This window comes from Streptomyces sp. NBC_00503, from assembly GCF_036346895.1.
In the GTDB taxonomy this organism is placed as follows: Bacteria; Actinomycetota; Actinomycetes; order Streptomycetales; family Streptomycetaceae; genus Streptomyces.
Map to the genome: position 1 here is coordinate 4858547 of NZ_CP107855.1, position 25396 is coordinate 4883942.

18 protein-coding genes are annotated in these 25396 nt (G+C 72.6%); 10 read left to right on the top strand and 8 right to left on the bottom strand.

The window, feature by feature from the left end:
* Nucleotides 1-7 precede the first annotated feature (7 nt).
* The 3 genes from OG490_RS22695 to OG490_RS22705 form a co-directional block, all read right to left on the bottom strand.
* On the bottom strand, nt 8-703 hold the full coding sequence (locus tag OG490_RS22695; RefSeq protein WP_330298112.1) for an ester cyclase: 696 nt from the start codon (nt 701-703) through the stop codon (nt 8-10).
* A 100-nt stretch (nt 704-803) separates the two neighbouring features.
* Entirely contained in the window at nt 804-1577 is a 774-nt protein-coding gene (locus OG490_RS22700) for an SDR family NAD(P)-dependent oxidoreductase (RefSeq protein ID WP_330298113.1), read from the bottom strand.
* 9 nt (nt 1578-1586) lie between these two features.
* Nucleotides 1587-2282, bottom strand: a complete 696-nt coding sequence (locus OG490_RS22705; RefSeq protein ID WP_330298114.1) for an MOSC domain-containing protein — start codon at nt 2280-2282, stop codon at nt 1587-1589.
* A gap of 79 nt (nt 2283-2361) precedes the next feature.
* On the opposite strand from OG490_RS22705, the gene OG490_RS22710 reads away from it, so the two are divergent.
* Nucleotides 2362-3261: a LysR family transcriptional regulator gene (locus tag OG490_RS22710; RefSeq protein WP_330298115.1), complete on the top strand. Its 900-nt coding sequence runs from the start codon at nt 2362-2364 to the stop codon at nt 3259-3261.
* 138 nt (nt 3262-3399) lie between these two features.
* Here the strand turns inward: OG490_RS22710 and OG490_RS22715 are convergent, their stop codons facing one another.
* Nucleotides 3400-3738: a WhiB family transcriptional regulator gene (locus OG490_RS22715; RefSeq protein WP_330298116.1), complete on the bottom strand. Its 339-nt coding sequence runs from the start codon at nt 3736-3738 to the stop codon at nt 3400-3402.
* 379 nt (nt 3739-4117) lie between these two features.
* Here OG490_RS22715 and OG490_RS22720 point away from each other — a divergent pair, with 379 nt between their 5' ends.
* From OG490_RS22720 to OG490_RS22735, 4 genes are all read left to right on the top strand, one after another.
* Nucleotides 4118-4729 carry a response regulator transcription factor gene (locus OG490_RS22720; RefSeq protein WP_003948568.1) on the top strand — a complete coding sequence of 204 codons (612 nt, stop codon included), beginning with the start codon at nt 4118-4120 and terminating at the stop codon, nt 4727-4729.
* A 356-nt stretch (nt 4730-5085) separates the two neighbouring features.
* Complete coding sequence (locus OG490_RS22725) at nt 5086-5715, top strand: sigma-70 family RNA polymerase sigma factor (RefSeq protein ID WP_330298117.1); 630 nt, start codon at nt 5086-5088, stop codon at nt 5713-5715.
* 123 nt (nt 5716-5838) lie between these two features.
* Entirely contained in the window at nt 5839-7344 is a 1506-nt protein-coding gene (gene guaB / locus OG490_RS22730) for an IMP dehydrogenase (RefSeq protein WP_330298118.1), read from the top strand.
* Nucleotides 7345-7489: 145 nt separating this feature from the next.
* Nucleotides 7490-8614, top strand: a complete 1125-nt coding sequence (locus OG490_RS22735) for a GuaB3 family IMP dehydrogenase-related protein (protein WP_330298119.1) — start codon at nt 7490-7492, stop codon at nt 8612-8614.
* 139 nt (nt 8615-8753) lie between these two features.
* On the opposite strand, the gene OG490_RS22740 is transcribed toward OG490_RS22735, so the two are convergent.
* The 4 genes from OG490_RS22740 to OG490_RS22755 form a co-directional block, all read right to left on the bottom strand.
* Entirely contained in the window at nt 8754-10517 is a 1764-nt protein-coding gene (locus OG490_RS22740) for a M16 family metallopeptidase (RefSeq protein WP_330298120.1), read from the bottom strand.
* Between the two features lie 11 nt (nt 10518-10528).
* Nucleotides 10529-11497 (bottom strand): hypothetical protein, encoded by a 969-nt coding sequence (locus tag OG490_RS22745; RefSeq protein ID WP_330298121.1) that lies wholly within the window; start codon nt 11495-11497, stop codon nt 10529-10531.
* 236 nt (nt 11498-11733) lie between these two features.
* Nucleotides 11734-12288, bottom strand: coding sequence for a hypothetical protein (locus tag OG490_RS22750; protein ID WP_330298122.1), 555 nt, complete (start codon nt 12286-12288; stop codon nt 11734-11736).
* 152 nt (nt 12289-12440) lie between these two features.
* Nucleotides 12441-13670 carry a nucleotide sugar dehydrogenase gene (locus tag OG490_RS22755; RefSeq protein ID WP_330298123.1) on the bottom strand — a complete coding sequence of 410 codons (1230 nt, stop codon included), beginning with the start codon at nt 13668-13670 and terminating at the stop codon, nt 12441-12443.
* Nucleotides 13671-14029: 359 nt separating this feature from the next.
* On the opposite strand from OG490_RS22755, the gene OG490_RS22760 reads away from it, so the two are divergent.
* The 5 genes from OG490_RS22760 (at nt 14030) to OG490_RS22780 (ending at nt 25346) form a co-directional block, all read left to right on the top strand.
* Complete coding sequence (locus OG490_RS22760; RefSeq protein ID WP_443065855.1) at nt 14030-15742, top strand: glycerol-3-phosphate dehydrogenase/oxidase; 1713 nt, start codon at nt 14030-14032, stop codon at nt 15740-15742.
* A 149-nt stretch (nt 15743-15891) separates the two neighbouring features.
* A complete protein-coding gene (locus tag OG490_RS22765; protein WP_443065856.1) occupies nt 15892-18423 on the top strand; it encodes a serine/threonine-protein kinase in 2532 nt (843 codons plus the stop codon).
* Between the two features lie 138 nt (nt 18424-18561).
* Nucleotides 18562-21738, top strand: coding sequence for a protein kinase (locus OG490_RS22770; RefSeq protein WP_330298125.1), 3177 nt, complete (start codon nt 18562-18564; stop codon nt 21736-21738).
* 128 nt (nt 21739-21866) lie between these two features.
* On the top strand, nt 21867-23534 hold the full coding sequence (locus OG490_RS22775; RefSeq protein WP_330298126.1) for a serine/threonine-protein kinase: 1668 nt from the start codon (nt 21867-21869) through the stop codon (nt 23532-23534).
* Between the two features lie 186 nt (nt 23535-23720).
* Nucleotides 23721-25346 (top strand): succinic semialdehyde dehydrogenase, encoded by a 1626-nt coding sequence (locus OG490_RS22780; protein WP_330298127.1) that lies wholly within the window; start codon nt 23721-23723, stop codon nt 25344-25346.
* Nucleotides 25347-25396 lie beyond the last annotated feature (50 nt).

The following is a 25396-nucleotide window of genomic DNA, read 5'->3' on the forward strand; positions in this document are numbered from 1 at the left end:
CGGGGTGCTACTGCATCATCCCCATCTGGCGCATCAGGCCCGGGGCGTCGTAGTACCACCAGTCCTCGGCGATCTGGCCGTTCTCGATGCGGCTGGTCGTACAGCCCGACATGCTGACTTCCTTGCCGGTCGGTGCGACCCCCATGAACTCGCCCTTGTGGGTGCCCCGAAAGTCCCAGAGCGTCGTGACGCAGTCCCCTTCGGCGATCTGGCGCGTCATGTCGAAGCTGAAGTCGATGGCGTCCCGCCACATGCCGACGGTCTTGCGCAGGCCGTCCCGGCCGTTGCCCTCACCCGTGGTGTCCATGATGTCGTGGGTGACGTAATCGGCCGCGATGCACTCCTCGATCACATCGAAGTTGCCCTTGCCCGCGACCTCCTCGAAGAACCGGTTCACCACCAGCTTGTTGAGGTACTCGTCGCGGACGACCTCGAGGTTCATGAATTTCGGCATGCCCTCGCACAGGGCCACCATCTCCTGGAACATCCTGTCCGTCTCCGGAAGGTGGGAGTTCCTCATGGCCTCTTCGTACGAGGGGAATTCGACGAGGTCGACGTAGTGGGTCTTGGAATCGCGGTCCCTGCCGATCATCGTGTGGGTGACCGTGCGCCGACCGCTCGCCTGCTCGGCCCAGCGGTCGATCAGGGCGTTCATCTCGTCGAACCGCGTGGTCTCGTAATCGATTACTTGTACGAATGTCATCGCGTCGCCTCCCGCGCTGGATGGGACACATCCAGTTTAGGGAGAATCCACCCATATGCCGCGTTTACCGGAAGGCCGCTGCGGCCCGGTCACCGGGCGGTCACTGGGGGCCGTACTTGCGGCCCGTACGCGAGGAGACCCCGCCCAGCAGCCCGCGCGGGGTCAGCTTCACCACGCTCATCAGCGCCTTGTACCGGGGATCCGGGATCGACACGGTCCTGCCCCGCGCCAGGTCGGCCAGGGCCGAGGCCACCAGCTTGTCGGCGTCGAGCCACATCCAGCCGGGGATGTTGTCCGTGCCCATGCCGGCGCGCTCGTGGAACTCGGTCCGCACGAAGCCGGGGCACAGCGCCATCAGCCGCACGCCCGAACCGGTCAGGTCCTTCGCCGCGCCCTGCGTGAACTGCACGACCCAGGCCTTGCTGGCCCCGTAGGTTCCGCGCGGCAGGAAGGCGGCCACCGAGGCCACGTTGATCACGCCGCCGCGTCCGCGCGAGCGCATCGGCTCCGTCGCCGCCGAGGTCAGCCGCAGTACGGCCTCGACGTGCACCTTCAGCATGGTCAGCTCGTCGGCCATGGACACTTCGAGGTAGCGGCCCTTGTTGCCGAAGCCCGCGTTGTTGACCAGCAGGTCGACCGGGTGCTTGCGGTCGCCGAGACGTTTCTCGACGGCGACGATGCCCTCCTCCGTGGAGAGGTCGGCGGCCAGCACCTCGGCCTCGATGCCGTGCCGGTCGTGCAGTTCGGTGGCCTGCTCGCCGAGCCGCTTCGTGTCCCGGGCCACCAGGACGAGGTTGTGCCCCTGGGCGGCGAGCCGCCGGGCGAAGGCGGCGCCGATGCCCGCCGTGGATCCCGTAATCAACGCAGTCGTCATAGGCGCAACCTAGTCGCCCGCGGGGTCGCTTCCGGCGCGCAGCCCCTGCTTGCGCACGTACTCCAGGACCTTGTCCCGCGACGACGGGGCCAGTGCGTCGCCCGCCGCCAGGACGCGCGGCAGCAGCTCCCGCTCGGTGGTGAACGCGCGGAACCAGAACGCCACCGTCACCTCGTGGTCCGGTCGGTGCAGCACCTCGACGGCGTCGCCGGGGGAGACGGAACCCTCCTCGATCACCCGCAGGTACGCGCCCGGCCGGGCCTCCTGGGTGAACCGCTTGACCCAGGACTGCTCCCCGAGCGCCCCCTGGAAGGTCCGGCACGGGATGCGGGCCGCGGCCACCTCCAGGACCAGGTCGGGGCCGACCCGCCAGCGCTCGCCGAGCAGCGCGCCGTTCACGTCGACGCCGGAGGTGGTGAAGTTCTCGGCGAAGATCCCGCCGGGCATCTCGCGCTCCAGCTCGCGCCCCCACCAGTCCAGGTCCTCGCGTGCGTACGCGTACACCGCCTGGTGGTCGCCGCCGTGATGGCGCAGGTCGCAGACGTCGTCGCCCTCGACCCCGCTCGCGCCGGGGCCCCTGGGTCCCGGCGCGAAGACGCGGACGGGGCCGGGGGCGGGGAGCTTTCCGTGTCCGGTCAGCCCGCCCTCCGCGTCGGTGTACTCGACGGCCGTCGCGCGACCGAGGTTCACGGAGATGAGATGCATGGATCCACGCTAGCCGAACGGCCTCAAAGCGTCACGGGATAATTCGCTCCGCCATCAAAGTAGCCCTTATGCTCGAAGAGTGATCGAGGCACGTCATCTCCGAGTTCTGCGCGCTGTCGCCGGAACCGGTTCCTTCTCCGCCGCCGCCCGCGAGCTGGGCTGCACCCAGCCGGCCGTCTCCCAGCAGATGAAGGCGCTGGAACAGTCCGCGGGCACCCCCCTGCTGATCCGCACCGGGCGCGAAATGCGCCTCACCCAGGCGGGTGAGGCGCTGGTCCGGCATGCCGCCGGCATCCTCGCCGGGCTGACCGCGGCCGAGGAGGAGGTCGCGGCCATCGCCGGACTGCGCGCGGGCCGGGTCCGGCTCGTCTCCTTCCCGAGCGGCAGCTCCACCCTGGTGCCGACCGCGCTGGCGGCGATGCGCGCGGCGCACCCCGGCACCCGGATCTCGCTGGTGGAGGCCGAGCCGCCGCGCTCGGTCGAGATGCTGCGCGAGGGCGACTGCGATCTCGCGCTGGCCTTCCGCTACGGCGGGGCCGCCGGGTCGGCGGCCGAGTGGGAGGACCTCGTGGTCCGGCCGCTGCTGACCGACCGGCTCATCGGGCTGGTCCCGGACGGGCACCGGCTGGCCGGGGCCGGGCAGGTGGGCATGGCGGAGCTGGCCGACGACCCCTGGATCGCGGGCTGTCCGCGCTGCCGCCGCCATCTGGTGGACGTGTGCGAGGCCGTCGGCTTCACCCCGCGCATCGATTTCGCCACCGACGACTACCCGGCCGTGGTCGGCCTGGTCGGGGCCGGGCTCGGGGTCGCGGTGCTGCCCGAGCTCGCGGTGGAGTCCGTACGGGCCAAGGGCGTGAGCACTCTCGTCGTGGAACCCGCCGTGGAGCGGGAGGTCGTGGCGCTGACCCTGCCGGACCTGGCCCGGGTGCCGGCGGTGGCCGCGACCCTGGCCGAGCTGGAGCGGGCCGCGCAGCGCTGAGGGGCGGCCGGATCGGGCCGCCACGCGAAGGACCGTACGGCGGTACGGCCGGTCGGGTGGCGACCCGGGCCGGAGGCGGCGCGCCTGTGCGTGCCGCGGGGTTGAAGGAAACGTTCCTTCGCGCGTTCCGTGACCCGCTCAGTGCGGAGCGATCGGCCCGATCGCGGTCGGGATCGCGGTGGTCGCGGGGATCAGGCGATGGCGTGCGCGGCCCATCAGTTCTTCGCGTTCGTCCTCGGTCAGGCCGCCCCACACCCCGTAGGGCTCGCGGACGGCGAGTGCGTGCGCGGCGCATTCAGAACGCACCGGGCATCGCATGCAGACCTCTTTAGCCGAGGCCTCGCGCGCGCTCCTGGCCGCGCCCCGCTCGCCTTCCGGGTGGAAGAAGAGGGAGCTGTCGACCCCGCGGCAGGCAGCCAGCAGCTGCCAGTCCCAGAGGTCGGCGTTCGGTCCGGGGAGGCGGGAGAAATCTGCCATTGGTAGTCCTCTTGGTGCCGGTACTGAGGCGGATACGGTCCATGTCTCCACACCTACTGTCGTAGTAGATGTAAATATGACTCATTGGGAATCTAGCCTCAGACATGCGCCAAACGGAAGGAAAGCCGCCAAATAGGGCATACCGTCATCTGGAGGACACGCGGAGAGCGGTGCCCGCCTTGTGTTCGCTTCCTCACGTAGAGTGCCGAAGGTGTCCGTCCGACCCGTAACTCTTTCGAGTGACCATCGTTGAGAGTGCGAAGGCGGTTGAACCAAGAAGTTCTCGGACAGGTGTCCGGGAGCATCGACCGCACAGGTGACGATACGTACCAGCCTGGAGGCTCAAGGTGACGCGCATCAGCAGCTGCGGAGGGCGGTCATGACATCCGTCCTCGTCTGCGACGACTCCCCGCTTGCCCGAGAGGCGCTCCGTCGCGCGGTTGCCACCGTGCCCGGCGTCGAGCGTGTGACGACGGCTGCCAACGGCGAGGAAGTCCTCCGCCGCTGGGGTGCCGACCGTTCCGATCTGATTCTGATGGATGTACGGATGCCCGGACTCGGCGGTGTGGAGACGGTTCGCCGGCTGCTCTCGGCCGACCCCGGCGCCCGCATCATCATGCTGACGGTCGCCGAAGACCTGGACGGCGTGGCCCTCGCGGTCGCCGCCGGTGCCCGGGGCTACCTGCACAAGGACGCCTCGCGCGCCGAACTGCGGGCCACGGTCACCCAGGCCCTCGCCGACCCGACCTGGAGGCTGGCCCCGCGCCGGCTCCGCTCGGCAGAGATGGGCGCCGCGCCCACGCTCACCGCGCGCGAGATCCAGGTGCTGGAGGGCATGAGCCACGGCCGGTCCAACGCGGAGATCGGGCGCGAGCTCTTCCTCTCCGAGGACACGGTCAAGACGCACGCCCGCCGGCTGTTCAAGAAGCTCGGCGCCTCGGACCGGGCGCACGCCGTGGCCCTCGGATTCCGCTGGGGCCTGGTCCGCTGACCGCACGACCGCCGGCCCTCACCGGCCGGCGGCGCCGCGGCCCGCGCACCCGGCCGACGTGCCGGGCCGGCGCCCCGGCCCGCCGGGGTCGGACAAGTCCCGCCTTCCGTCCCGTCGAACCCTGGTGCGAACCCGGGATTGGCGGGGCACAATCCGGGGGACGTGTCGCTTCGTGCGCGATGCCGCATGCTTGAGGGTGTGGCGCATCCTTGGAGATGTCGCCTCGGGGACGATTCGGCCGAGCGGGAGGGGAGGGCCAGAGCATGAGTTCCGGTGCACCCACCCCGCATAACGCTTCGATGCACAACACGGGCCGCAGTGCCACGAATACTCCGGCGCCAAGGCACCATGGATTGATGCGCGACGACGAGGCCCAGGGATCCCCCGCGGCCACCGGCTCCACCGGGGCCGCCAGGGGCGGCGGTGACGGCACCGTCACCGCGCTCGTACGCCGCGCCGTCGAGGGCGACGAGCAGGCCACGCACGACCTCCTGGCCTTCGTGCACCCCCTCGCCATCCGCTATTGCAGAACCCGCCTCTCGCGACTTCCCGGTGACGCTCGTCACTTCGTGGAGGACCTCGCGCAGGAGGTCTGCGTCGCCGTCCTGATGGCCCTGCCGCGCTACCGGGACACCGGGCGCCCCTTCGAGGCCTTCGTCTTCGCCATCGCCGCGCACAAGGTCGCCGACCTGCAGCGGGCCGCCATGCGGCACCCCGGCAGCACGGCCGTGCCCTCCGACGAGATGCCGGAGCGCCCCGACGACTCGCTGGGCCCGGAGGAGCGCGCGCTGCTGAGCAGCGACGCCGCCTGGGCGAAGAAGCTGCTGGCCAACCTTCCGGAGAACCAGCGCGAGCTCCTCGTCCTGCGCGTCGCGGTCGGGCTGACCGCGGAGGAGACCGGCCAGATGCTCGGAATGTCCCCCGGAGCGGTACGGGTGGCCCAGCACCGGGCGCTCAGTCGGCTCCGTGCGCTCGCCGAGCAGTAGGACGACCGGCTTTTTTCGTAGGAAACAACGAAACTTGGCCTTGACCTTGGTCGTGGAATGAGACGCGTCGGGATCCCGTTAGCATGGACATCCGCGCCGAGCAAGACCATATGGGAAGGTGTCATGACTGTGAACGCCGACGGAGTGCCCGACAAATTCGCCACACTCGGCCTCACGTATGACGACGTGCTGCTGCTTCCTGGCTCCTCGGACATGTCGCCGGACGCGATCGACACCTCCTCCCTGATCTCGCGCAACGTCCGTGTGAACGTCCCGCTGCTCTCCGCCGCCATGGACAAGGTCACCGAGGCCCGGATGGCCATCGCGATGGCCCGCCAGGGCGGCGTCGGCGTTCTGCACCGAAACCTCTCCATCGTCGACCAGGCCAACCAGGTCGACCTGGTCAAGCGCTCCGAGTCCGGCATGGTCACGGACCCGATCACGGTGCACCCGGACGCGACGCTGCGCGAGGCCGACGAGCTCTGCGCGAAGTTCCGCATCTCCGGCGTCCCGGTCACCGACCCGGCCGGCAAGCTGCTCGGCATCGTCACCAACCGCGACATGGCCTTCGAGTCGGACCGCAGCCGCCAGGTGCGCGAGGTCATGACCCCGATGCCGCTGGTCACGGGCAAGGTCGGCATCACCGGCGTGGACGCCATGGAGCTGCTGCGCCGCCACAAGATCGAGAAGCTGCCGCTCGTCGACGAGTCCGGCATCCTCAAGGGCCTCATCACGGTCAAGGACTTCGTCAAGGCCGAGAAGTACCCGAACGCCGCCAAGGACAAGGACGGCCGGCTGCTCGTCGGCGCGGCCGTCGGTGTCGCGGGCGACGCGTACGAGCGTGCCCAGGCCCTGATCGAGGCGGGCGCCGACTTCATCGTCGTCGACACCGCCCACGGCCACTCCCGTCTCGTCGGCGACATGGTCTCCAAGATCAAGTCGAACTCGACGGTCGACGTCATCGGCGGCAACATCGCCACCCGCGACGGCGCCCAGGCCCTCATCGACGCCGGCTGCGACGGCATCAAGGTCGGCGTCGGCCCCGGCTCGATCTGCACCACCCGCGTCGTCGCCGGCATCGGCGTCCCGCAGGTCACCGCGATCTACGAGGCCTCGCTCGCCGCCAAGGCGGCCGGCGTCCCGGTCATCGGCGACGGCGGCCTCCAGTACTCCGGCGACATCGCGAAGGCCCTCGTCGCGGGCGCCGACACGGTGATGCTCGGCTCGCTGCTCGCGGGCTGCGAGGAGTCCCCGGGCGAGCTGCTCTTCATCAACGGCAAGCAGTTCAAGTCGTACCGCGGCATGGGCTCGCTCGGCGCGATGCAGTCCCGCGGCGACCGCAAGTCCTTCTCCAAGGACCGCTACTTCCAGGAGGGCGTGGGCGGCGACGACAAGCTCATCCCCGAGGGCATCGAGGGCCAGGTCCCGTACCGCGGCCCGCTCTCCGCGGTCGTGCACCAGCTCGTCGGCGGCCTGCGCCAGTCGATGTTCTACGTCGGCGGCCGCACGGTTCCCGAGCTCCAGGACCGCGGCCGCTTCGTCCGCATCACGTCGGCGGGTCTCAAGGAGAGCCACCCGCACGACATCCAGATGACGGTGGAAGCACCGAACTACAGCCGCAAGGGCTGATCGGAGCAGTGAGGGAGGGGCGGGCCCGGACGGGTCCGCCCCTTCGCCGTGCCCGCTGCGTGCGTCCGTACAGCGGTCACCGGAACGCGAGTCCCCGGGGTTCGGGGATACTGGACGGGCAGACCCAGAGGAAAGGCCACCACACGTGACTGAGATCGAGATCGGGCGCGGCAAGCGCGGCCGCCGGGCGTACGCGTTCGATGACATCGCCATCGTCCCCAGCCGCCGGACCCGGGACCCGAAGGAGGTCTCGATCGCCTGGCAGATCGACGCCTACCGCTTCGAGCTCCCGTTCCTGGCCGCTCCCATGGACTCGGTCGTCTCCCCGCAGACCGCCATCCGCATCGGTGAGCTCGGCGGCCTCGGCGTGCTGAACCTCGAAGGTCTGTGGACCCGGTACGAGGACCCGCAGCCGCTGCTCGACGAGATCGCGGAGCTGGACGAGGCCACCGCGACCCGTCGCCTCCAGGAGATCTACTCCGCTCCGATCCAGGCGGACCTGATCCGCCAGCGGATCAAGGAGGTGCGCGACTCCGGCGTCGTCACCGCCGCCGCGCTCTCCCCGCAGCGCACGGCCGAGTTCTCCAAGGCCGTCGTCGACGCGGGCGTGGACATCTTCGTGATCCGCGGCACCACCGTGTCGGCGGAGCACGTCTCCGGCGCCGCCGAGCCGCTGAACCTCAAGCAGTTCATCTACGAGCTCGACGTCCCGGTCATCGTGGGCGGCTGCGCCACCTACACCGCGGCCCTGCACCTGATGCGCACCGGCGCCGCGGGCGTCCTGGTCGGCTTCGGCGGCGGCGCCGCGCACACCACGCGCAACGTGCTCGGCATCCAGGTCCCGATGGCCACCGCCGTCGCGGACGTGGCCGCGGCCCGCCGCGACTACATGGACGAGTCCGGCGGCCGCTACGTGCACGTCATCGCCGACGGCGGCGTCGGCTGGTCCGGCGACATCCCCAAGGCCGTCGCCTGCGGCGCCGACGCCGTGATGATGGGCTCCCCGCTGGCCCGTGCCACGGACGCGCCCGGCAAGGGCAACCACTGGGGCATGGAGGCCGTCCACGAGGACGTGCCGCGCGGCAAGAAGGTCGACCTCGGTACGGTCGGCACCACCGAGGAGATCCTCACCGGCCCGTCGCACACCCCGGACGGCTCGATGAACATCTTCGGCGCGCTGCGCCGCTCGATGGCCACCACCGGCTACAGCGAGCTCAAGGAGTTCCAGCGGGTCGAGGTCACGATCGCGGACTCGCAGCACAGCCGCTGACGTACCCCCGCAGGGCACGCACGCACGCCGGAGGGCCGGCATCCCGTCAGGGGTGCCGGCCCTCCGGCGCGTGCGGGCCCGGCCGGTCAGTTCTTGCCCTCCAGGAGCGTGCGGACGCCGTCGGCGGTGGTTTCGGTGATCACGACGCCCCTCGGACCCGTGCGGCGGACCGGCCTCCGCGGCGGCGCAGTCGGGTGACGAAGGCGGCGGCGCAGGCCACGGTCAGCAGGCAGGTGACCTTGACCGCACGCCAGTCCTGGTCCCCCGGGGCGATGGACCGGTCGGTCGCGCGGAAGGCGAGCACCCACGTGACGACGGCCAGGGCCACCGAGAGGACGCCCAGTCCCCAGATCGCGGCGGTGAACAGCCCGGAGCGCGGGTTGCGCCAGGACGTGGCGAGGGTCGGCTTGCCGGGCCGCGGGATCCGGGAGGGGTCGCGGGGCTCCATCGCGACCACCGCCGACGGCGGGACGGAGGCGTCCACCACGGACAGGTCGGACCGGCGGATCCTGTAGAGGGTGGGTTCGACGGTGAGCGCGATGCCGTCGCGGCCGATCAGCTGCAGGCCTCCGTCCGGGAAGGTCCGCAGCAGCACGCAGTCGGCGTACCGGACGGTGGCCCTGCCGTGCGCACTGACCCCGCTGATGCCCTCGGTGCCCACGACGAGGTACACCGCGTCGTCCTCCACGGACGGATGGCGCCGTCCGGTGACGAGCTCCGCCGACTGGCTGGGTGCGGCCGTCAGCCCCGCCCAGTCCACGGCCCGGTCGGGCACCTGCATCAGGGCGTCCGCCCAGACGGCGCGCGCCACCTTCCGCAGGTCCGCGGCGGTGACCGCCTCGATCTCCGCCCGTGCCCCGGCGGTGCTGAGGTGGGGGCGGCCCAGCAGCAGGTCCACGGCGCGGCCGGGCAGCCAGGCCGCGGCGAGGTCGGGGACCTCGAACCGGGCCAGCGCGGAGGCCCGTACGGAGTCCAGGTCGGACTCCTCGATGCGGCCGGCGCGGAGCTTCGCGAGGACGTCCACGAAGGCTCCGACCAGGGCGTCCTGCTTCTCGGGCAGCGAGTCGGCGTACGCGAGGACGGTCGCGTGATCGGCGTCGCGCATGGTGTAGTCGGCGGCCGCCGTGTAGGAGTAACCGCCCTTCTGGCGCAGTTCGCGGAAGAGCTCCTTGCTCAGCACCCCGGCGAACAGGGTCGCCCCGGTGGAGCGGGGCACCACGGCGGTCAGGCAGACGCCGCCGTCCTCGCCGTGGAAGTAGGCGGGGGTCCTGGGCAGGGCGGAGGTGGGCTCGGGCGCGGGGCGCCACTCGCCGGAGGGGAGGCCGAGGTCGAGGCCCAGGCCCAGGCCTTCTATTCCTTCGACGCCTTCGAGGGCGGCGTCGCCGGCGATCCACAGGACGGCGTTCTCCCGGGTGAACCGGGTCCGCGCCCAGTCGCGCACATCGCTCTCGGTGATCTTGAAGAGGCCGAACTCGGGGTAGGCGACGAGGCCGTAGGAGTTCGCCCCGTAGCGCCACAGGGCCGCGGAGTGGGCCGGGCCGCTGTTCTTGCCGGCGGCCTCGGTGCGCAGGATCTCCTTCTCGGTCTCCAGCCGGTCCATGGGCAGGTCGCGCAGGGCGGCGCAGACGCCGTTCAGGTACTCGGTGATGTCCGCGGGGGAGCCGGTGACGTGGAAGTGGGTGTACGTGGGGGCGGTGGCGCCGTTGTAGTGCAGGTCGCCCAAGCCGTGGTGGTGCAGGGCGAGGTGTTCGACGAGGTGCGTGATGCCACTGGTGGCCAGGGTCTCGTCGGCGCTGCCGACCCGGAAGAGCAGCCCGGCGGTGAGGGGGCCGGGGCGGGGGGCCAGCAGGGTGCGGATGCCGTTCACCGTGGTGGTGACGATGCCGTCCGTGTCGGTGGTCATCTTCGTATCCCTCAGCCCTTTGCCAGGGCGTGCTCGCGGTGGCGGGCGAACTCGGCCGTGTGGTCCCCGATGCCGAGGTACCCCCACGGGAACTCGCTCGCGTTGTCGCCGAGGACCCGGAAGTGCGGGGCCGCGTCGGCGGGTCGGACGGCCGCGCTGTGGGCGGCCGCGAAGGCGTTGTGGGCGTCGGTGTGGACGTACGCGTCGGCCCGGGCGGCGGAGTGGAACACGGAGTGCTCGGCGGCCGCCATCAGGCGCGCACGGTTCTCGGGGGCGTTGAGGTACCTCTCCGCGCCCCGCAGTTCGCCCTTCCCGTGCGATTCCAGGTACTGCTCCATCTGCGCGACGGCCACCAGGGCGCCGTTCGGGCTGCCGGGGGGCGCGGACCTGGAACATTCCTCGGCGAAGCCGTGTGCGGCCTCCCAGGTCCCGCCCCATTTGGGGCAGAGCTGCTGGAGGAGCTGCTGCTGGCCCGCGTAGTGGTGCGGGTGGTGCTCGGCGAGCCGCTCGTAACGGCGCCGGGTCTCGCCGAGGCCCAGTACGAGGCCGCGGGAGGTGGTGATGCGCAGGTACCAGGCGAGGGCGTACCGGGGGTGCTCGGCGCAGACGTCGATGAGGAGCATCTCGGCGCGCCGCAGGTAGCCGTGGAACTGCTGGAACTGCGCGGCCGTGAGGTGCTGGGCGGAGGCGGCGGTACGGATGGCCCAGCCGATCCGGATCTGCCGCTCGGCGAGCAGGGTCCGTACGAGCGGATCTCCGGGGTCCTCGGCCATCGCCCGGTTGAGGAACGCCTCGGCGTTCTGCTGGTCGCCGACCACGCGGGAGGCGACGGCGCGGTCGTCCTCGTCGGTGAGCGCGGCGAAGGCCGCGGCGACGGCAGCCCAGTCCTGGCGGTGGACGTGGGTGCGCAGGGCGGCGAGGGCGGGGATGCGGTCGGCGGGTTCGGACACGGGCCGGCCGAGCGGGGGGTGAGCGGACACGCGCGGATCATATGACCGGCCGCTCTGTGGGCGACAGGGTTCCGGTCCGGGCTTTCGATCAAGGGAGTGGCTGCTCGGCGGGGGTGCGGCGGGCGGACTCGCCGCGCTCGGCGGCGCGGGTGGACCGTCTTGCGGCACGGCGGCACGGCGGCACGGCGGCACGGCGGCACGGCGGCAGGCCGGCCCGGTGTTCCGGGCTCGGCTGCCGGGGTGGGAGCGGCGGACCGCCCCGGTCGTCAGGAGTTCAGCTTGCGGGCGACGCTGAACGCGACGACGCCGGCGAGGGGGATGAAGAGGTAGTCGATGGCGTCGGCACCCTCCTGGAAGGCGGAGTTGATGCCGCTGACGCCCATGGCGTCGATGACGTCGCCCAGGCCGGTGCCGGCCGTCTTCGCGATGAAGAGCGCGACGAAGAACAGCTGACCGAGGTAGACGGCACCGAGCGAGAACACGGCCGCGACCACGGGCAGGACCGGGTTGCGGCCGCCGACCTTGGCGGCGGTGAAACCGACGAGCAGACCGACACCGATCGCGGCGTAGCTGAACTGGCGTTCCAGGGCGTTCATGATGGCGCCGTACGCACCGGCCGCGACCAGGGCGGCGACGAGCGCGGCGACGATGCCGAGGCCCACGTTGCCGGTGCGGACCGGGGCCGGGGCCAGGAAGTCGGCGCCGGACTGGGCCGGGAAGCCGGCCTGGGCCTGGGCCGGAGCCGGGGGCGCGGGGACGGCGTCGGGTGCGGTCGGCGGCGTCGCGGATTCGGGCGCGGGCGGCTGGATCTGCTGGCTCATGGAGAAATCCCCCCCAGGGATTTTCGGGCGCACGGGAAAGCCGCATGTCTGTGCATGGGACGTATGTGCGAGATAAGTCGCCGCAGGCTAGCAGCCGCCTACGGCGTCCCAGGAGGGGATTTCGGCCGTCGTGGGCCGTGACCGGCGGCTGGTTACAGCCGGTGCGCGGCGCCCACCGGGCTGGCTCCGCGGGTGTCCAGCAGCAACTGGGCCTTCACCGCCAGCCCTTGGAGGTCGTACGTGCGGTGGTGCTGGAGCAGGATCGTCAGGTCGGCGTTGGCGGCGGCCTCGTACAACGATTCCGCGCGGGGAACCGGCTGGTCCCTGACGCGCCATCCGCCGATGTACGGGTCGTGGTAGCTGATCAGCGCCCCGAGGTCGAGGAGGCGGCTGGCGATCTCGCGGGCCGGGGAGCCCTCCTGGTCGGCGAGGTCCGGCTTGTAGGTGACGCCCAGGAGGAGGACGCGGGCCCCGCGGGCGGACTTGCCGTGCTCGTTGAGGAGGGTGGCGCTGCGCTGGATGACGTACTGCGGCATCCGGTTGTTGATCTCCTGCGCCAGGCCGATCATGCGCAGCGGGTGGCCGGGGGTGCGGGTGGTGTGGGGGAGGTAGTTGGGGTCGAGGGGGACGCCGTGGCCGCCGACCCCGGGGCCGGGGCGGAAGGCCTGGAACCCGTACGGCTTGGTCTCGGCGCACCGGATGACGTCCCACAGGTCCACGCCGAGGTCGTGGCACAGCACCGCCATCTCGTTCATGAGGGCGATGTTGACGTGCCGGTAGTTCGTTTCGAGGAGCTGTACGGTCTCGGCCTCGCGCAGGCCGCGGGCGCGGACCACCTTGTCGGTGAGGCGGGCGTAGAAGGCGTGCGCCGACTCGGTGCAGGCGGGGGTGAGGCCGCCGATGACCTTGGGGGTGTTGGAGATGCCGTGCGTGCGGTTGCCGGGGTCGAGGCGGCTGGGGGAGTAGGCCAGGTGGAAGTCCCGGCCGGCGCGCAGCCGGGAGCCCGATTCGAGGATCGGGCGCAGGTACTCCTCGGTGACGCCCGGGTGGGCGGCCGATTCGAGGATCACGGTGGTGTGGGGGCGCAGCCGGGCGGCGAGCGTACGGCCCGCCTCGCCGACCGCGGACAGGTCGAGTGCACGGTCCGCGCCGAGCTGGGTGGGGGCGCAGATGACGGCGGTGCGGACCCGGCCGAGTTCTACGGGGTTGGTGGTGACCCGGAAGCCGGCCGCCGACATGCGGCGGATCTCGGCGGCTGTGAGGGTGGAGTCCGTCGCCGGACCGCTGTCGTAGCCGACCGTCTCGATCCCGGCGGCCACGGCTGCCTGGGCGAGCGGGAGACCGAGATGGCCGAGTCCGATGACGGCGAGATCTGCGGGCATGGGGGTGCCGTCCCTTCCCTTCCCTGACATGCATGAGGGGGCGGAGCGCGCAAGTCCTGTGGATGCGGAGAGCTGGCGCAATGTCAGACTAGGCGTATATATGACAGATATGTCGCATTCAGAGGTGGCGGTCGCCGTCGTGTTATCCACAGGCGGTGGCTGATGTGGGTGCGGGCGGACAGAATCGTGAACGGGCGATGTGAGCGGGATCACCCACGACGGGTGGGATGACCCCACGGGGCGGGCAGGGCGGCCCGCGTAACGGGAGGCAGGCGGCTGTGAGCACGACAGGGACAGGGACAGGGAACGGCGCAGGGTCGGGTACGGGAGCGGGCTCGGGTGCGGGGTTCGGAAGGGGAATGGGGGGCGGGGCGGGGGTGCTCGGACCGGCGCAGCGCGCCGAGGCGCTCGCCGCAATGGCCGAGCGGGAGCTGGACGTGCTGGTGGTCGGCGCGGGCGTGGTGGGGGCCGGGACCGCCCTGGACGCCGTGACCCGCGGTCTGGCGACCGGCCTGGTGGAAGCGCGGGACTGGGCTTCGGGCACGTCCAGCCGCTCCAGCAAGCTCATCCACGGCGGGCTCAGATACCTGGAGATGCTCGACTTCGGCCTCGTGCGGGAGGCGCTGAAGGAGCGTGGCCTGCTGCTGGGGCGCCTCGCCCCGCACCTGGTGAAGCCGGTGCCGTTCCTCTACCCGTTGCAGCACAAGGGATGGGAGCGGTTCTACGCGGGCTCCGGGGTCGCCCTGTACGACGCCATGTCGCTCTCCAGCGGCCACGGGCGCGGGCTGCCGACGCACCGCCACCTCTCGCGCAAGCGCGCCCTGCGGATCGCTCCGGCACTGCGCAAGGACGCGCTGGTGGGCGCCCTGCAGTACTACGACGCCCAGATGGACGACGCGCGCTACGTGGCGACGCTGGTGCGGACGGCCGCCGCGTACGGGGCGCAGTGCGCCAACCGGGCGAGGGTCGTCGGCTTCCTGCGCGAGGGCGAGCGGGTCGTCGGCGCCCGGGTCCAGGACGTGGAGGGCGGCGGGGAGTACGAGATCCGCGCGAAGCAGATCGTCAACGCGACGGGGGTGTGGACGGACGACACCCAGGCGCTGATCGGGGAGCGCGGACAGTTCCACGTACGGGCGTCGAAGGGCATCCACCTGGTCGTCCCGAAGGACCGGATCCACTCCTCGACGGGGCTGATCCTGCGGACGGAGAAGTCCGTGCTGTTCGTCATCCCGTGGGGCCGGCACTGGATCGTGGGCACCACGGACACCGACTGGGACCTGGACAAGGCGCATCCGGCGGCGTCGAGCGCCGACATCGACTACCTGCTGGAGCACGTGAACACGGTGCTGGCGGTACCGCTCACCCGGGACGACGTCCAGGGGGTCTACGCCGGCCTGCGGCCACTGCTGGCAGGGGAGTCGGACGCGACGAGCAAGCTCTCGCGCGAGCACACGGTGGCACATCCGGTGCCGGGGCTGGTGGTGGTCGCGGGCGGCAAGTACACGACGTACCGGGTGATGGCCAAGGACGCGGTGGACGAGGCCGTGCACGGCCTGGACCAGCGGGTCGCGGAGTGCGTGACGGAGGACGTGCCGCTGGTCGGGGCGGAGGGGTACCGGGCCCTCTGGAACGGGCGGGCGCGGATCGCGGCGCGGACCGGGCTCCACGTGGTGCGGGTGGAGCACCTGTTGAACCGGTACGGCTCGCTGACGGAGGAACTGCTGTCGCTGATCGCGGCGGATCCGTCGCTGGCGGAGCCGCTGACGGGCGCCGACGACTACCTCCGGGCCGAAGTGGTCTACGCGGCCTCGCACGAGGGCGCGCGGCACCTCGACGACGTACTGACGCGGCGGACGCGGATCTCGATCGAGACCTTCGACCGGGGGACGAGATCGGCGCGGGAGTGCGCGGAGTTGATGGCTCCGGTACTGGGGTGGGACAAGCAGCAGATCGAGAAGGAAGTGGAACACTACGAAAAGCGGGTGCAGGCGGAGCGGGAATCGCAGCGCCAGCCGGACGACCAGACGGCGGACGCCGCGAGGCTGGGGGCACCGGACATCGTCCCGTTGTAACTCCGCAATGCGGAGGGGGGAACCACGGACCCGGGGCTCCCGTCCGTTGCGGAGTAAGGGACAATGAGGGTTCTGCCGGGGCGGGTTACCGGGGACCCCGGCCACTGCCGGGACAACCGGAACAGGCGGCACGATCGCAGAGGGGACGCATGTCGAAGCCGGAGCACACCGAGTCGCCGGAGCCGTCTGTCGGGACGGGATCGCCGGTGTCTCCGGCAGCCGATCACGCGGACGAGAAGCCCGCGGGCCCGAAGCCCCCCACCGCGAAGCGCGGCGGCACGGCCCGGGCCGGGGCCAAGGCCGCGTCGGCGGCCGGGGATACGGAACCGCAGGACGCGAAGCCCGCCGCGGCGGAGCCGGAGGACGCGAAGCCTGCTGCGGCGAAGCCGGAGTTGCGCAAGGCTCCGGTGGCGAAGACTGCCGTGGCGGAGCCCGAGGACGCGAAGCCCGCCGCGGGTGGGGCTGCCGTTCCGGCGGCGCGGTCCGGCGCGGCCAAGGCTGCTGAGAAGGCGCCGGAGAAGGTGGCCGACAAGGCGCCCGAGAAGGCGGCCGAGAAGGCGCCCGAGAAGGCGCCCGAGAAGGCGCCCGACAAGGCGCCCGAGAAGGCGCCCGACAAGGCGCCCGAGAAGGCGGCCGACAAGGCAGCCCCGAAGGCTGAGCCCGAGGACGCGAAGCCCGCGGCTCCGGCTCCGGCTCCGGCGGCGAAGCCTGCCGCGGTGAGCAAGGCCGACGAGGTGGCCGCGGCCGTCAAGGCGGCCGTGGTCAAGGCGGGACAGGGCGCTCAGGACGAGGGCCGGCTCCTCGCGGGTCGCTACCGGCTCAGCGACGTCCTCGGCAAGGGCGGCATGGGCACGGTCTGGCGCGCCGAGGACGAGACCCTCGGCCGCACCGTCGCCGTCAAGGAACTCCGCTTCGGCACCGGCGTGGACGAGGACGAGAAGCGCCGCCTCATCACCCGCACCCTGCGCGAGGCCAAGGCCATCGCGCGGATCCGCAGCGGTGGCGCGGTGACCGTCTACGACGTCGTCGACGAAGACGGCCGCCCGTGGATCGTCATGGAGCTCATCGAGGGCCCGTCCCTCGCCGAGTTCATCCGTGAGAACGGTCCCCTCACCCCCCGTCGCGCCGCCGAAGTCGGCCTCGCCGTCCTCGACGTACTGCGCGCCGCGCACCGCCAGGGCATCCTGCACCGCGACGTGAAGCCCTCCAACGTGCTCCTCGCCGACCACGGCAACGGCCGCGTCATCCTCACCGACTTCGGCATCGCCCAGGTCGAGGGCGACCCGTCCGTCACCTCCACCGGCATGCTCGTCGGCGCGCCCTCGTACATCTCCCCCGAGCGGGCCCGCGGCCAGCGCCCCGGTCCGCCCGCGGACATGTGGTCGCTCGGCGGGCTGCTGTACGCCTCGGTCGAGGGGACGCCCCCGTACGACAAGGGCTCGGCCCTCGCCACCCTCACCGCGGTCATGACCGAGCCGGTCGACCCGCCCAAGAACGCCGGTCCGCTGACCGAGGTCATCTACGGACTCCTCGTCAAGGACCCCGCCCACCGGCTCGACGAGCACCGCGCGCGGGCGATGCTCACCGCCGTGATCGATGCACCGGAGGAGCCGGCCCCCGTAGCGGCGCCGAGCGCCGAGGAAACCCGGCAGATATCGCTCGCCGAGGCACAGGAGGCCGCGGAGAAGGCGAATGCCGAGAAGGCGGCGAAGGCCGCGGAGAAGGCAGAGAAGAAGGACCGCGAGCGCCGGGAGCGGGAACAGCGCGAGCGGGCCCGTGCCGCGCTGAAGTCGGCCCGCAAGGCGGCCGCGGTCGTCACCGCCACGCCCACGACGGGGGTGACGCCCCCGACCGCGCGCCCCGCGCCCGTCCCGGCGCCGCTCACCGACGTCATGCCGCGCCGCACCATCGTGCTCGCGATAGCCGGCCTGGTCGTCGTCCTGGCGGTCATAGGGTCACTCATCGCGTACGCCTTCAACGGTGACGAGAAGGGCGGCGCGAAGAACGAGGGCAAGGGCGGCAATCCCTCGTCCGCGTCCAGCCCGGCGGGCGGAGCCTCACCGGCCCCCACCCCCTCGCCGAAGTCCGGGCAGCCGGGCACCAGCGCCAACGGCGGTGCGGGCTCGCCGAGCCCCGGCGCGAGCTCCGGTACGGGTACGGGCACCGGTACGACCAGCAGCGGTCAGGGGCAGGGCGCCACACCCGGGGGCTCCGGGGGCGGACTCCCGGCCGGGTACGTCATGGTGACGGAGCCGGGGCTGCACTTCGCGATGGCGATGCCCCAGGGCTTCAAGCAGACCGACACGATCGGCGACAACGACGGCGCGATATACAGCCGTGACGGCGGTTTCCCGCGCATCCAGGTCGACTTCAACGCCAAGCCGGGTCAGGACGCGCGCGCCGCGTGGCTGGAGCTCGCTCCGGCCGTGGCGAGCAGCAGCACGAACTACAAGCTGCTGCGGGTCGACGTGGTGGACTACCGGGGGTACCCGACCGTCGCGGACTGGGAGTTCGAGCGGGACCAGAAGGGCACGAGGGTCCGCGTGCTCGACCGCGGGTTCAGGATGGACGCGAAGCACGGCTACGCGATCATGATCAGCTGCGCGGCAGACCAGTGGGACGCCGCGGAGTGCTCGCAGATGCGCAAGACGGCGTTCGAGACGTTCCAGCCGCTGAACTGACGCCGGCCCCCCGGGCGTGAGCCCCGGGTTACGAGCCTTGGGTGCGAGCCTTGCCAGGGCCGGGACGCGGGCGCCCTGGGCGACGTATCGTGGCAGCCGGGCCATGGGGACGGGTCCACAGCTCTCGGGGGAGGCGAAGTGGAGGACTATGCGGGCCGGATCCTGGCCAGCCGCTACCGCCTGCCGCTGCCGCCGTCCGACGAGTACGAACTGATAGAGACCAGGGCCTTCGACACCCGGAGCGGGCAGGAAGTCCTGGTACGGCAGGTGCCGTTGCCGGAGGTCGTGGACGCGGAGCTGCTGGACGGCACCCTGGACGATCCGGCCGGCGCTGGCGGCGGCGGTGCGGGGCGGCGGGCCCGGGTTCCGGGTGAACTGCCCGCCGTGCGCAGGGCCATCGCGGCGGCGCAGGCGGCGGCGTCCGTGCCGGACCATCCGCGGCTGGACCAGGTCTTCGACGTGTTCGCGGAGGGCGGGTCGCTGTGGATAGTGAGCGAACTCGTACCGGCCAGACCGCTGGCGGCACTGATCGCCGAGGAACCGCTGAGCCCGTACCGGGCGGCGGAGGTCGCGGCGGACGTGCTGACCGCGCTGCGGGTGCTGCACGCGCACGGCTGGACCCACCGGAACATCACCACGCGGACGGTCCTGATCTGCGAGGACGGCCGCGTCGTCCTGACGGGGCTGGCGGCGGGTGCCGCGGAGGACGCGCTGTGCGGGTACGACCCGGTCCCGTCGCCGGACGCCGAGGGCTTCGCGGGCGCGGGCTCCCTCGCGGGACCGCCGGCTGACCCGGGGACCGGCGGATACGGCTCCGGAGCTGGTGGCTCAGCACGCGCTGGCGGTGCCGGTTCCGGTTCCAGCTTCGACTCCGGCTCCGGGGAGGTCTCCGGGCACGGTCCGGGGCCGGCCGCGGCCGGTTCCGGGGAGGTCGCCCGGTACGGGTACGAGCAGGGCGCCGTCGGTTCCGCGCAGGACGCCTTGGGCTCCGGGGCCGGGTACGGGTACGAGGCCGGGCAGGGCGTCGCCGGGTACGAGGCCGGGCGGGACGATTCCGGGTACGGGTACCAGGCCGGGCGGGACGCCGCCGGGTACCAGGCCGGGCGGGACGCCGCTGGGTACCAGGCCGGGCGGGCTGACGCCGGGCACGGGTACGACTCCGGGCGGGACGAGGCCGGGTACGACACCGCGGCCGGGTACGGCTCGGGGCGGGACGACTCCGGGTACGGCTCGGCGGCGGGTGTCGCCGGGGCCGGGGGCGGGGCGGCTGCCCCGGAGAGCGGCGGCGGGAGGGCCGAGTACGCGCCCCTCGTGGCTCCCGGGTACGACACCGGGCCGCGGTACAACGACCACATCGGCCCCGGGGCGACCGGGGAGCGGCCCGACCCGAAGGCCGCCGCGCGGGCCGGGGCCATCGCCGCGTACCGAGCCGGTGCGCAGGCCGCCGCGCGGATCACCGAGCAGCGCAAGGCCGGAGCGCAGCCCGCGCTGGAGGCAGGCGCGGAGGCCGCGGAGACCGCGGCGGAGCCGAGGCCCGAGGGGTCGAAGCTGCCGCAGGGGTACTCGTACCCGTACGGGGGGCCCGTCAGCGGCGCGGCCTGGCACGGCGCCACCCCGCGCAGCCAGCCCCAGCCCCCCGCCGAGCCCCAGCTCCCGGCCGAGGCCCAGCCCCCGGCCGAGCCCCCGGCGGAGGCGGAGCCCCCGGCCGAGCCGGAGCCGCGGACCCCGCCGGTCCGTCCCGCGCTTCCGGCGCAACTCGCGCTGCCGCAGGGCTACCGCCAGGCGGAGGACCCGGCCGGGGCGCCGGGCAGTGCTCCCGGCAGTGCTCCGGCCCGGCCCGGCCTCCCGGCGGTGGGTCCGGGCGGGCCTTCCGGGCCCGGGCAGGGGCGGCCCCCCATGGCGTCCTCGGCCCCGGCGACCGGCCGGGCGAGCAACCAGGCGGACGGTCCGGCAGCCGGTCGGACGAGCAGCCCGGCGACCGGCTACACGACCGGCCCCGCGATCGCCCGGACGGGCAACTACGCGACCGGTGCCCCGGCGACGCCCCCGGCGACGACCCCGGCGAACGCCCCCGCGTCCGCCCCGTCGCAGGGGTCCGGCGGGTGGGGGAGTGGTCCCAGGGGCGGGCTCGCCGCCGAGCGGGCCCGGCAGACGCGGATGGCCGTGGTCGGGGCCGTCACCGAGCGGTGGTCGCCCGAGCAGGCGCAGGCCGTGCACGGGCCGTGGCAGTTGGCCGCACCCGTCGGGCCGGCCACCGACCTCTGGGGGCTCGGGGCTCTGCTGTACCGGGCGGTGCAGGGCCATGCCCCGTACCCGGAGGACAGCGTCGCCGAGCTCGTGGAGATGGTCTGCGCCGAGCCGCCCGCCTTCGCCGAGGAGTGCGGCCCGCTGCGGCCGATCGTGGAGTCGCTGCTGCGTCAGGACCCGACCGAGCGACCCGACTTCGAGGAGCTCCGCGGCTGGCTGCGCTCCCTCGTGCGCTCCGCGCCCGAGCCCGACGGCGGCTTCGCCATGCTGCTCCCGATGCCGGAGCCGGATCCCGCGCGGCTGCCCGTCGTACGGCGGCGGGCCGATCTGCACGGCCGCCACCGCAGTGCCGAACACCCCCACAAGCCGCGTGCGCTGGGGCGTTCGCTGCTGCTCGGGGTCCTCGTGCTGCTCGCCGGAGCCGTGGCCTACGCCATGTTCTTCATGCCCCGCTCCGCCGAACCGCAGGCCGGGCAGCGGGCCGCCGGGGTCAAGCCGCCCGCCAGCTCGGGGCAGACGCCGAGTGCGGGGCAGAGCCGGAGCCCGGGTACCGGCGCGCCGCGGCCCTCCGCCAGCCCGCCGGAGTCCAAGCCCGCCGCCCAGACCAACGCCCCCGCCCCGTCCGGGTACACCACCCAGCAGGACGCCGAGCACTTCGCGATCACGGTCCCGAACGGCTGGGAGCGGCGCGGAATCAACGAGTCCGGACAGGTGCGCTACGTCGACGGGGACTTCGCCCTCACCGTCGTCCCCGGCCGGGACAAGGTGGAGGGCAACCCGGACCCGGCCACGTACCAGAAGGACAAGGAGTCCGAGCTGGCTCCGTACCGGTCCTCCACCTGGTCCAGCGTCAGCGACATCCGCTCCACGAAGGTCGGCAACCAGCTCCGCGTCACCGGCCGGTACACGTGGATCGACGGCAACGGCCGGTCCGTCGTGGCCCGCAACTTCGTCGTCGCGCTCGGAGGTTCGTACCACATCGTCCTGGTCACGGGCCCGCTCGACCAGGAGGGCAAGGTCACGGAGGCTTTCGAACAGGCGACGGCCAGTTACAAATCCGGTGGGTGAACGCCTCCTGACGAGCCATTAGTACGGCGATTGCGTCACAGTGCGGCCGCACCGCCGCCGAGAGGTTCCGGCAGCGCCCGCACGCTCCGTAGTCTGACCGGAAGTGCACAGAGCGGCGGCGGGGTTTCGTGGAACAGCAGACAGGTGCGGGTGCGTTGCTCGCAGGCCGGTACCGGCTCGTGGAGCCCATCGGCAGGGGCGGCATGGGCAAGGTCTGGCGCGCGCACGACGAGCTGCTGCACAGAACCGTCGCCGTCAAGGAGCTGACGGCCGGCCTGTACGTGGCCCAGGCCGACCGGGAGGTCCTGCACGCCCGGACCCAGAAGGAGGCGCGGGCCGCGGCCCGGATCCAGCATCCGGCCGTCGTCACCGTCCATGACGTGCTGGAACACGACGACCGGCCGTGGATCGTCATGGAGTACATCGACGGACCCTCCCTCGCGGACTCGGCGAAGACGGCCGGACGGATCGAGCCCCGGGAGGCGGCCCGGATCGGGCTGCACGTGCTGCGCGCCCTGCGGGCCGCGCACGCGGTCGGCGTACTGCACCGGGACGTGAAGCCCGGCAACGTGATGCTCGCCAAGGACGGGCGGGTGATGCTCGCGGACTTCGGGATCGCCGCGATCGAGGGCGACTCCTCCATCACGCGCACCGGCGAGCTCGTCGGTTCCATCGACTACCTGGCCCCCGAGCGGGTCACGGGCGGGCCCCCGGACCCGGCCTCCGACCTGTGGGCGCTGGGCGCGACGCTGTACACGGCGGTCGAGGCCCGTTCGCCGTTCCGCCGGACCTCGCCCATCTCCAGCCTCCAGGCCGTGGTGAACGACGAGCTGCCGCCCCCGGCCCACGCGGGCCCGCTGGCCGCGGTCATCACGGCGCTGCTGCGCAAGGACCCGGCGCACCGGCCGTCGGCGGCCGATGTGGAGCAGATGCTGCTGGAGGCGATGGAAGGCCGCGAGCCGAAGTCGGCGCAGGAGTACGTGCCCACGCGCGCGGTCGGCTTCGAGGAGCTGGCCCCCGTCCGGGGCGGGTCGGCGGACACGGCCGAGCTGCCCGCCGGGGCGCACCCGGGACCCCAGGCCTACGGCCCGGACCGGGGTCAGGGCCACGGCCACGGCCCGGACCAGGGCCGGGGCGGCCCTGCCGTCGGCCGGGTCCGGCGTGCGGCGGTGGTCGCCCTGGTGGCGGCGGTGCTCGGCGGCGCGGGGGTGTTCGGGGTGCTGAAGTACATCGGGGACGCGAGCGCGGACGGGGCCGGTGCGGATCCGTCCAGGAGCGCGAGTGCGTCCGGGAAGTCGCCCGGGAACGGTGACTCCAAGGGTGAGAAGGCGGCGGTCGCGCCGGCCGGCTGGCACAAGGTCGAGGACCCGGAGGGCTTCTCGCTCTTCGTCCCGGACGGCTGGACCCGCCGGATGGACGGCGGGCAGATCGACTACACGCCGGACGGCGGCAAGCACTTCATCCGGCTCGCCGTGAACCCGAAGCCGGAGTTCGACAACCCGTACATGCACCTGCTGGACCTGGAGAAGCAGCTGGCCAAGCGCTCCGACTACGTGCGCGTGACGCTGCACCAGAACAGCTTCCGGGGGCAGGTCAAGGCCGGCCTGTGGGAGTTCACCTGGACGGAGAAGACCGGGGCGTTCACAGGGCCCCGGCGTGCGATCGAGCAGATGTACTACGGCGCGGACGGCACCGAGTACGCGGTGTACATGTCGAGCCCGGCCGCCGACTGGCAGACGGCCCGGTCGCAGTTCGACACCGTGCTCACCGGCTGGCAGCCGGCGTCCGAGGGCTGAGCCCGGCCGGGTCCGCAGGCTGAGCGCAGGGGCCCCGGACGGGTCACGATTCGGGGCCCCTGCCGGGCCGGAGGCCGCCCCGGGCCCCGGATTTCCGCCATCCTGCCAGCGATCACTGGCGGAAATGGCAAAATCCGGTTACCGGCGGGTACCCAAAGCACCCCCGGGCGCAATACGCTCACCGGCATGACGGACACGCAGGCCCCGGCCCTCCGCAGCGCCCCGCAGCCCACCAACCCGGTCGCCCCCGCCCCGGCCGGCGCCCGGAGCGCCGCCGACGTGGTGACCCCCGAACTGGTCGCCCGGCTGATCCGCGGAGTGGCCGGCTCCGGCCGCACCGCCAACCACAGCCCCTTCACGGGCGACAAGCTCGCGGACCTTCCCGAGGCCACCCCCGGGGAGGTGGCCGAGGCCTTCGCCGCGGCCCGCGCCGCGCAGCCCGCCTGGGCCGCAGTGCCCGTCCGCGCACGGGCCGCCGTACTGCTGCGCTTCCACGACCTGGTCCTCTCGCGCCAGGCCGAGGTGCTCGACCTGATCCAGCTGGAGACCGGCAAGGCCCGTCTGCACGCCCACGAAGAGGTCCAGGCCGTCGCGATCTCCGCCCGGCACTACGGCCGCAAGGCCCCCTCGTACCTGCGCCCCAAGGGCCACACGGGCGCCATGCCCACCCTCACCAAGGTCACCGAGCTGCGCCAGCCGCGCGGGGTCGTCGGCCAGATCGCCCCCTGGAACTACCCCTTCGAGCTGTCCATCGGCGACGCCCTGCCCGCCTTCGTCTCGGGCAACGCCGTCGTGATGAAGCCCGACACCGAGACCGCGCTCAGCGCGCTGTGGGCCCGCGACCTGATGATCGAGGCGGGGCTGCCGGCGGAGGTGTTCCAGATCGTCCTCGGCGAGGGCCCGGTCGTCGGCCCCGAGGTGGTCCGCCACGCCGACTACGTTTCGTTCACCGGTTCCACGCGTACCGGCCGCGAGGTCGCCCAGGGCGCGGCCGCCCGCCTGGTCGGGGTCTCCCTCGAACTCGGCGGCAAGAACGCCATGCTCGTCCTGCGCGACGCCGACGTGGAGAAGGCCGCCGCCGGCGCCGTCCGCGCCTGCTTCTCCTCCGCGGGCCAGCTCTGCATCTCCATCGAGCGCCTGTACGTGCACGCCTCGATCGCCGACGAGTTCATCGCCCGCTTCGCTGCCCGCACGAAGGCCATGCGCCTGGGCTCCTCCCTCGCCTACGGCGCGGAGATGGGCTGCCTGGCCGGCACGCGCCAGCTGGAATCCGTGACGAGGCACGTGGACGAGGCCGTGGCCAAGGGCGCCACCCTCGTCGCGGGCGGCGTCGCCCGCCCCGACATCGGCCCGCTCTTCTACGAGCCGACCATCCTCGAAGGCGTCGAGGCGCCCATGGCGGTGTGCGGGGAGGAGACCTTCGGCCCGGTCGTCTCCGTCTACCGCTTCACCGACGAGGACGAGGTCATCGCCCAGGCCAACGGGACGGCCTACGGCCTGAACTCCAGCGTCTGGACGAAGGACTCCCGCCGCGGCCACGCCGTCGCCGCACGCCTGCGCACCGGCACCGTGAACATCAACGAGGGCTACGCCCCCGCCTACGGCAGCGCCGCCGCCCCCATGGGCGGCATGAAGGACTCCGGGCTCGGCCGCCGCCACGGCTCCGAGGGCATCCTCAAGTACACCGAGGCCCAGACCGTCGCCCACCAGCGGCTGCTGCCGATGGCGCCCTCGCTGGGCATGGACGACGAGAAGTACGCCGCGTTCATGACCCGCAGCCTCAAGGTCATGAAGGCGCTCCGACTCCGCTAGGCAGTCCTGGCAGTCCTGGCAGTCCAGTCCGATGGCCCGATCCGTTTGGG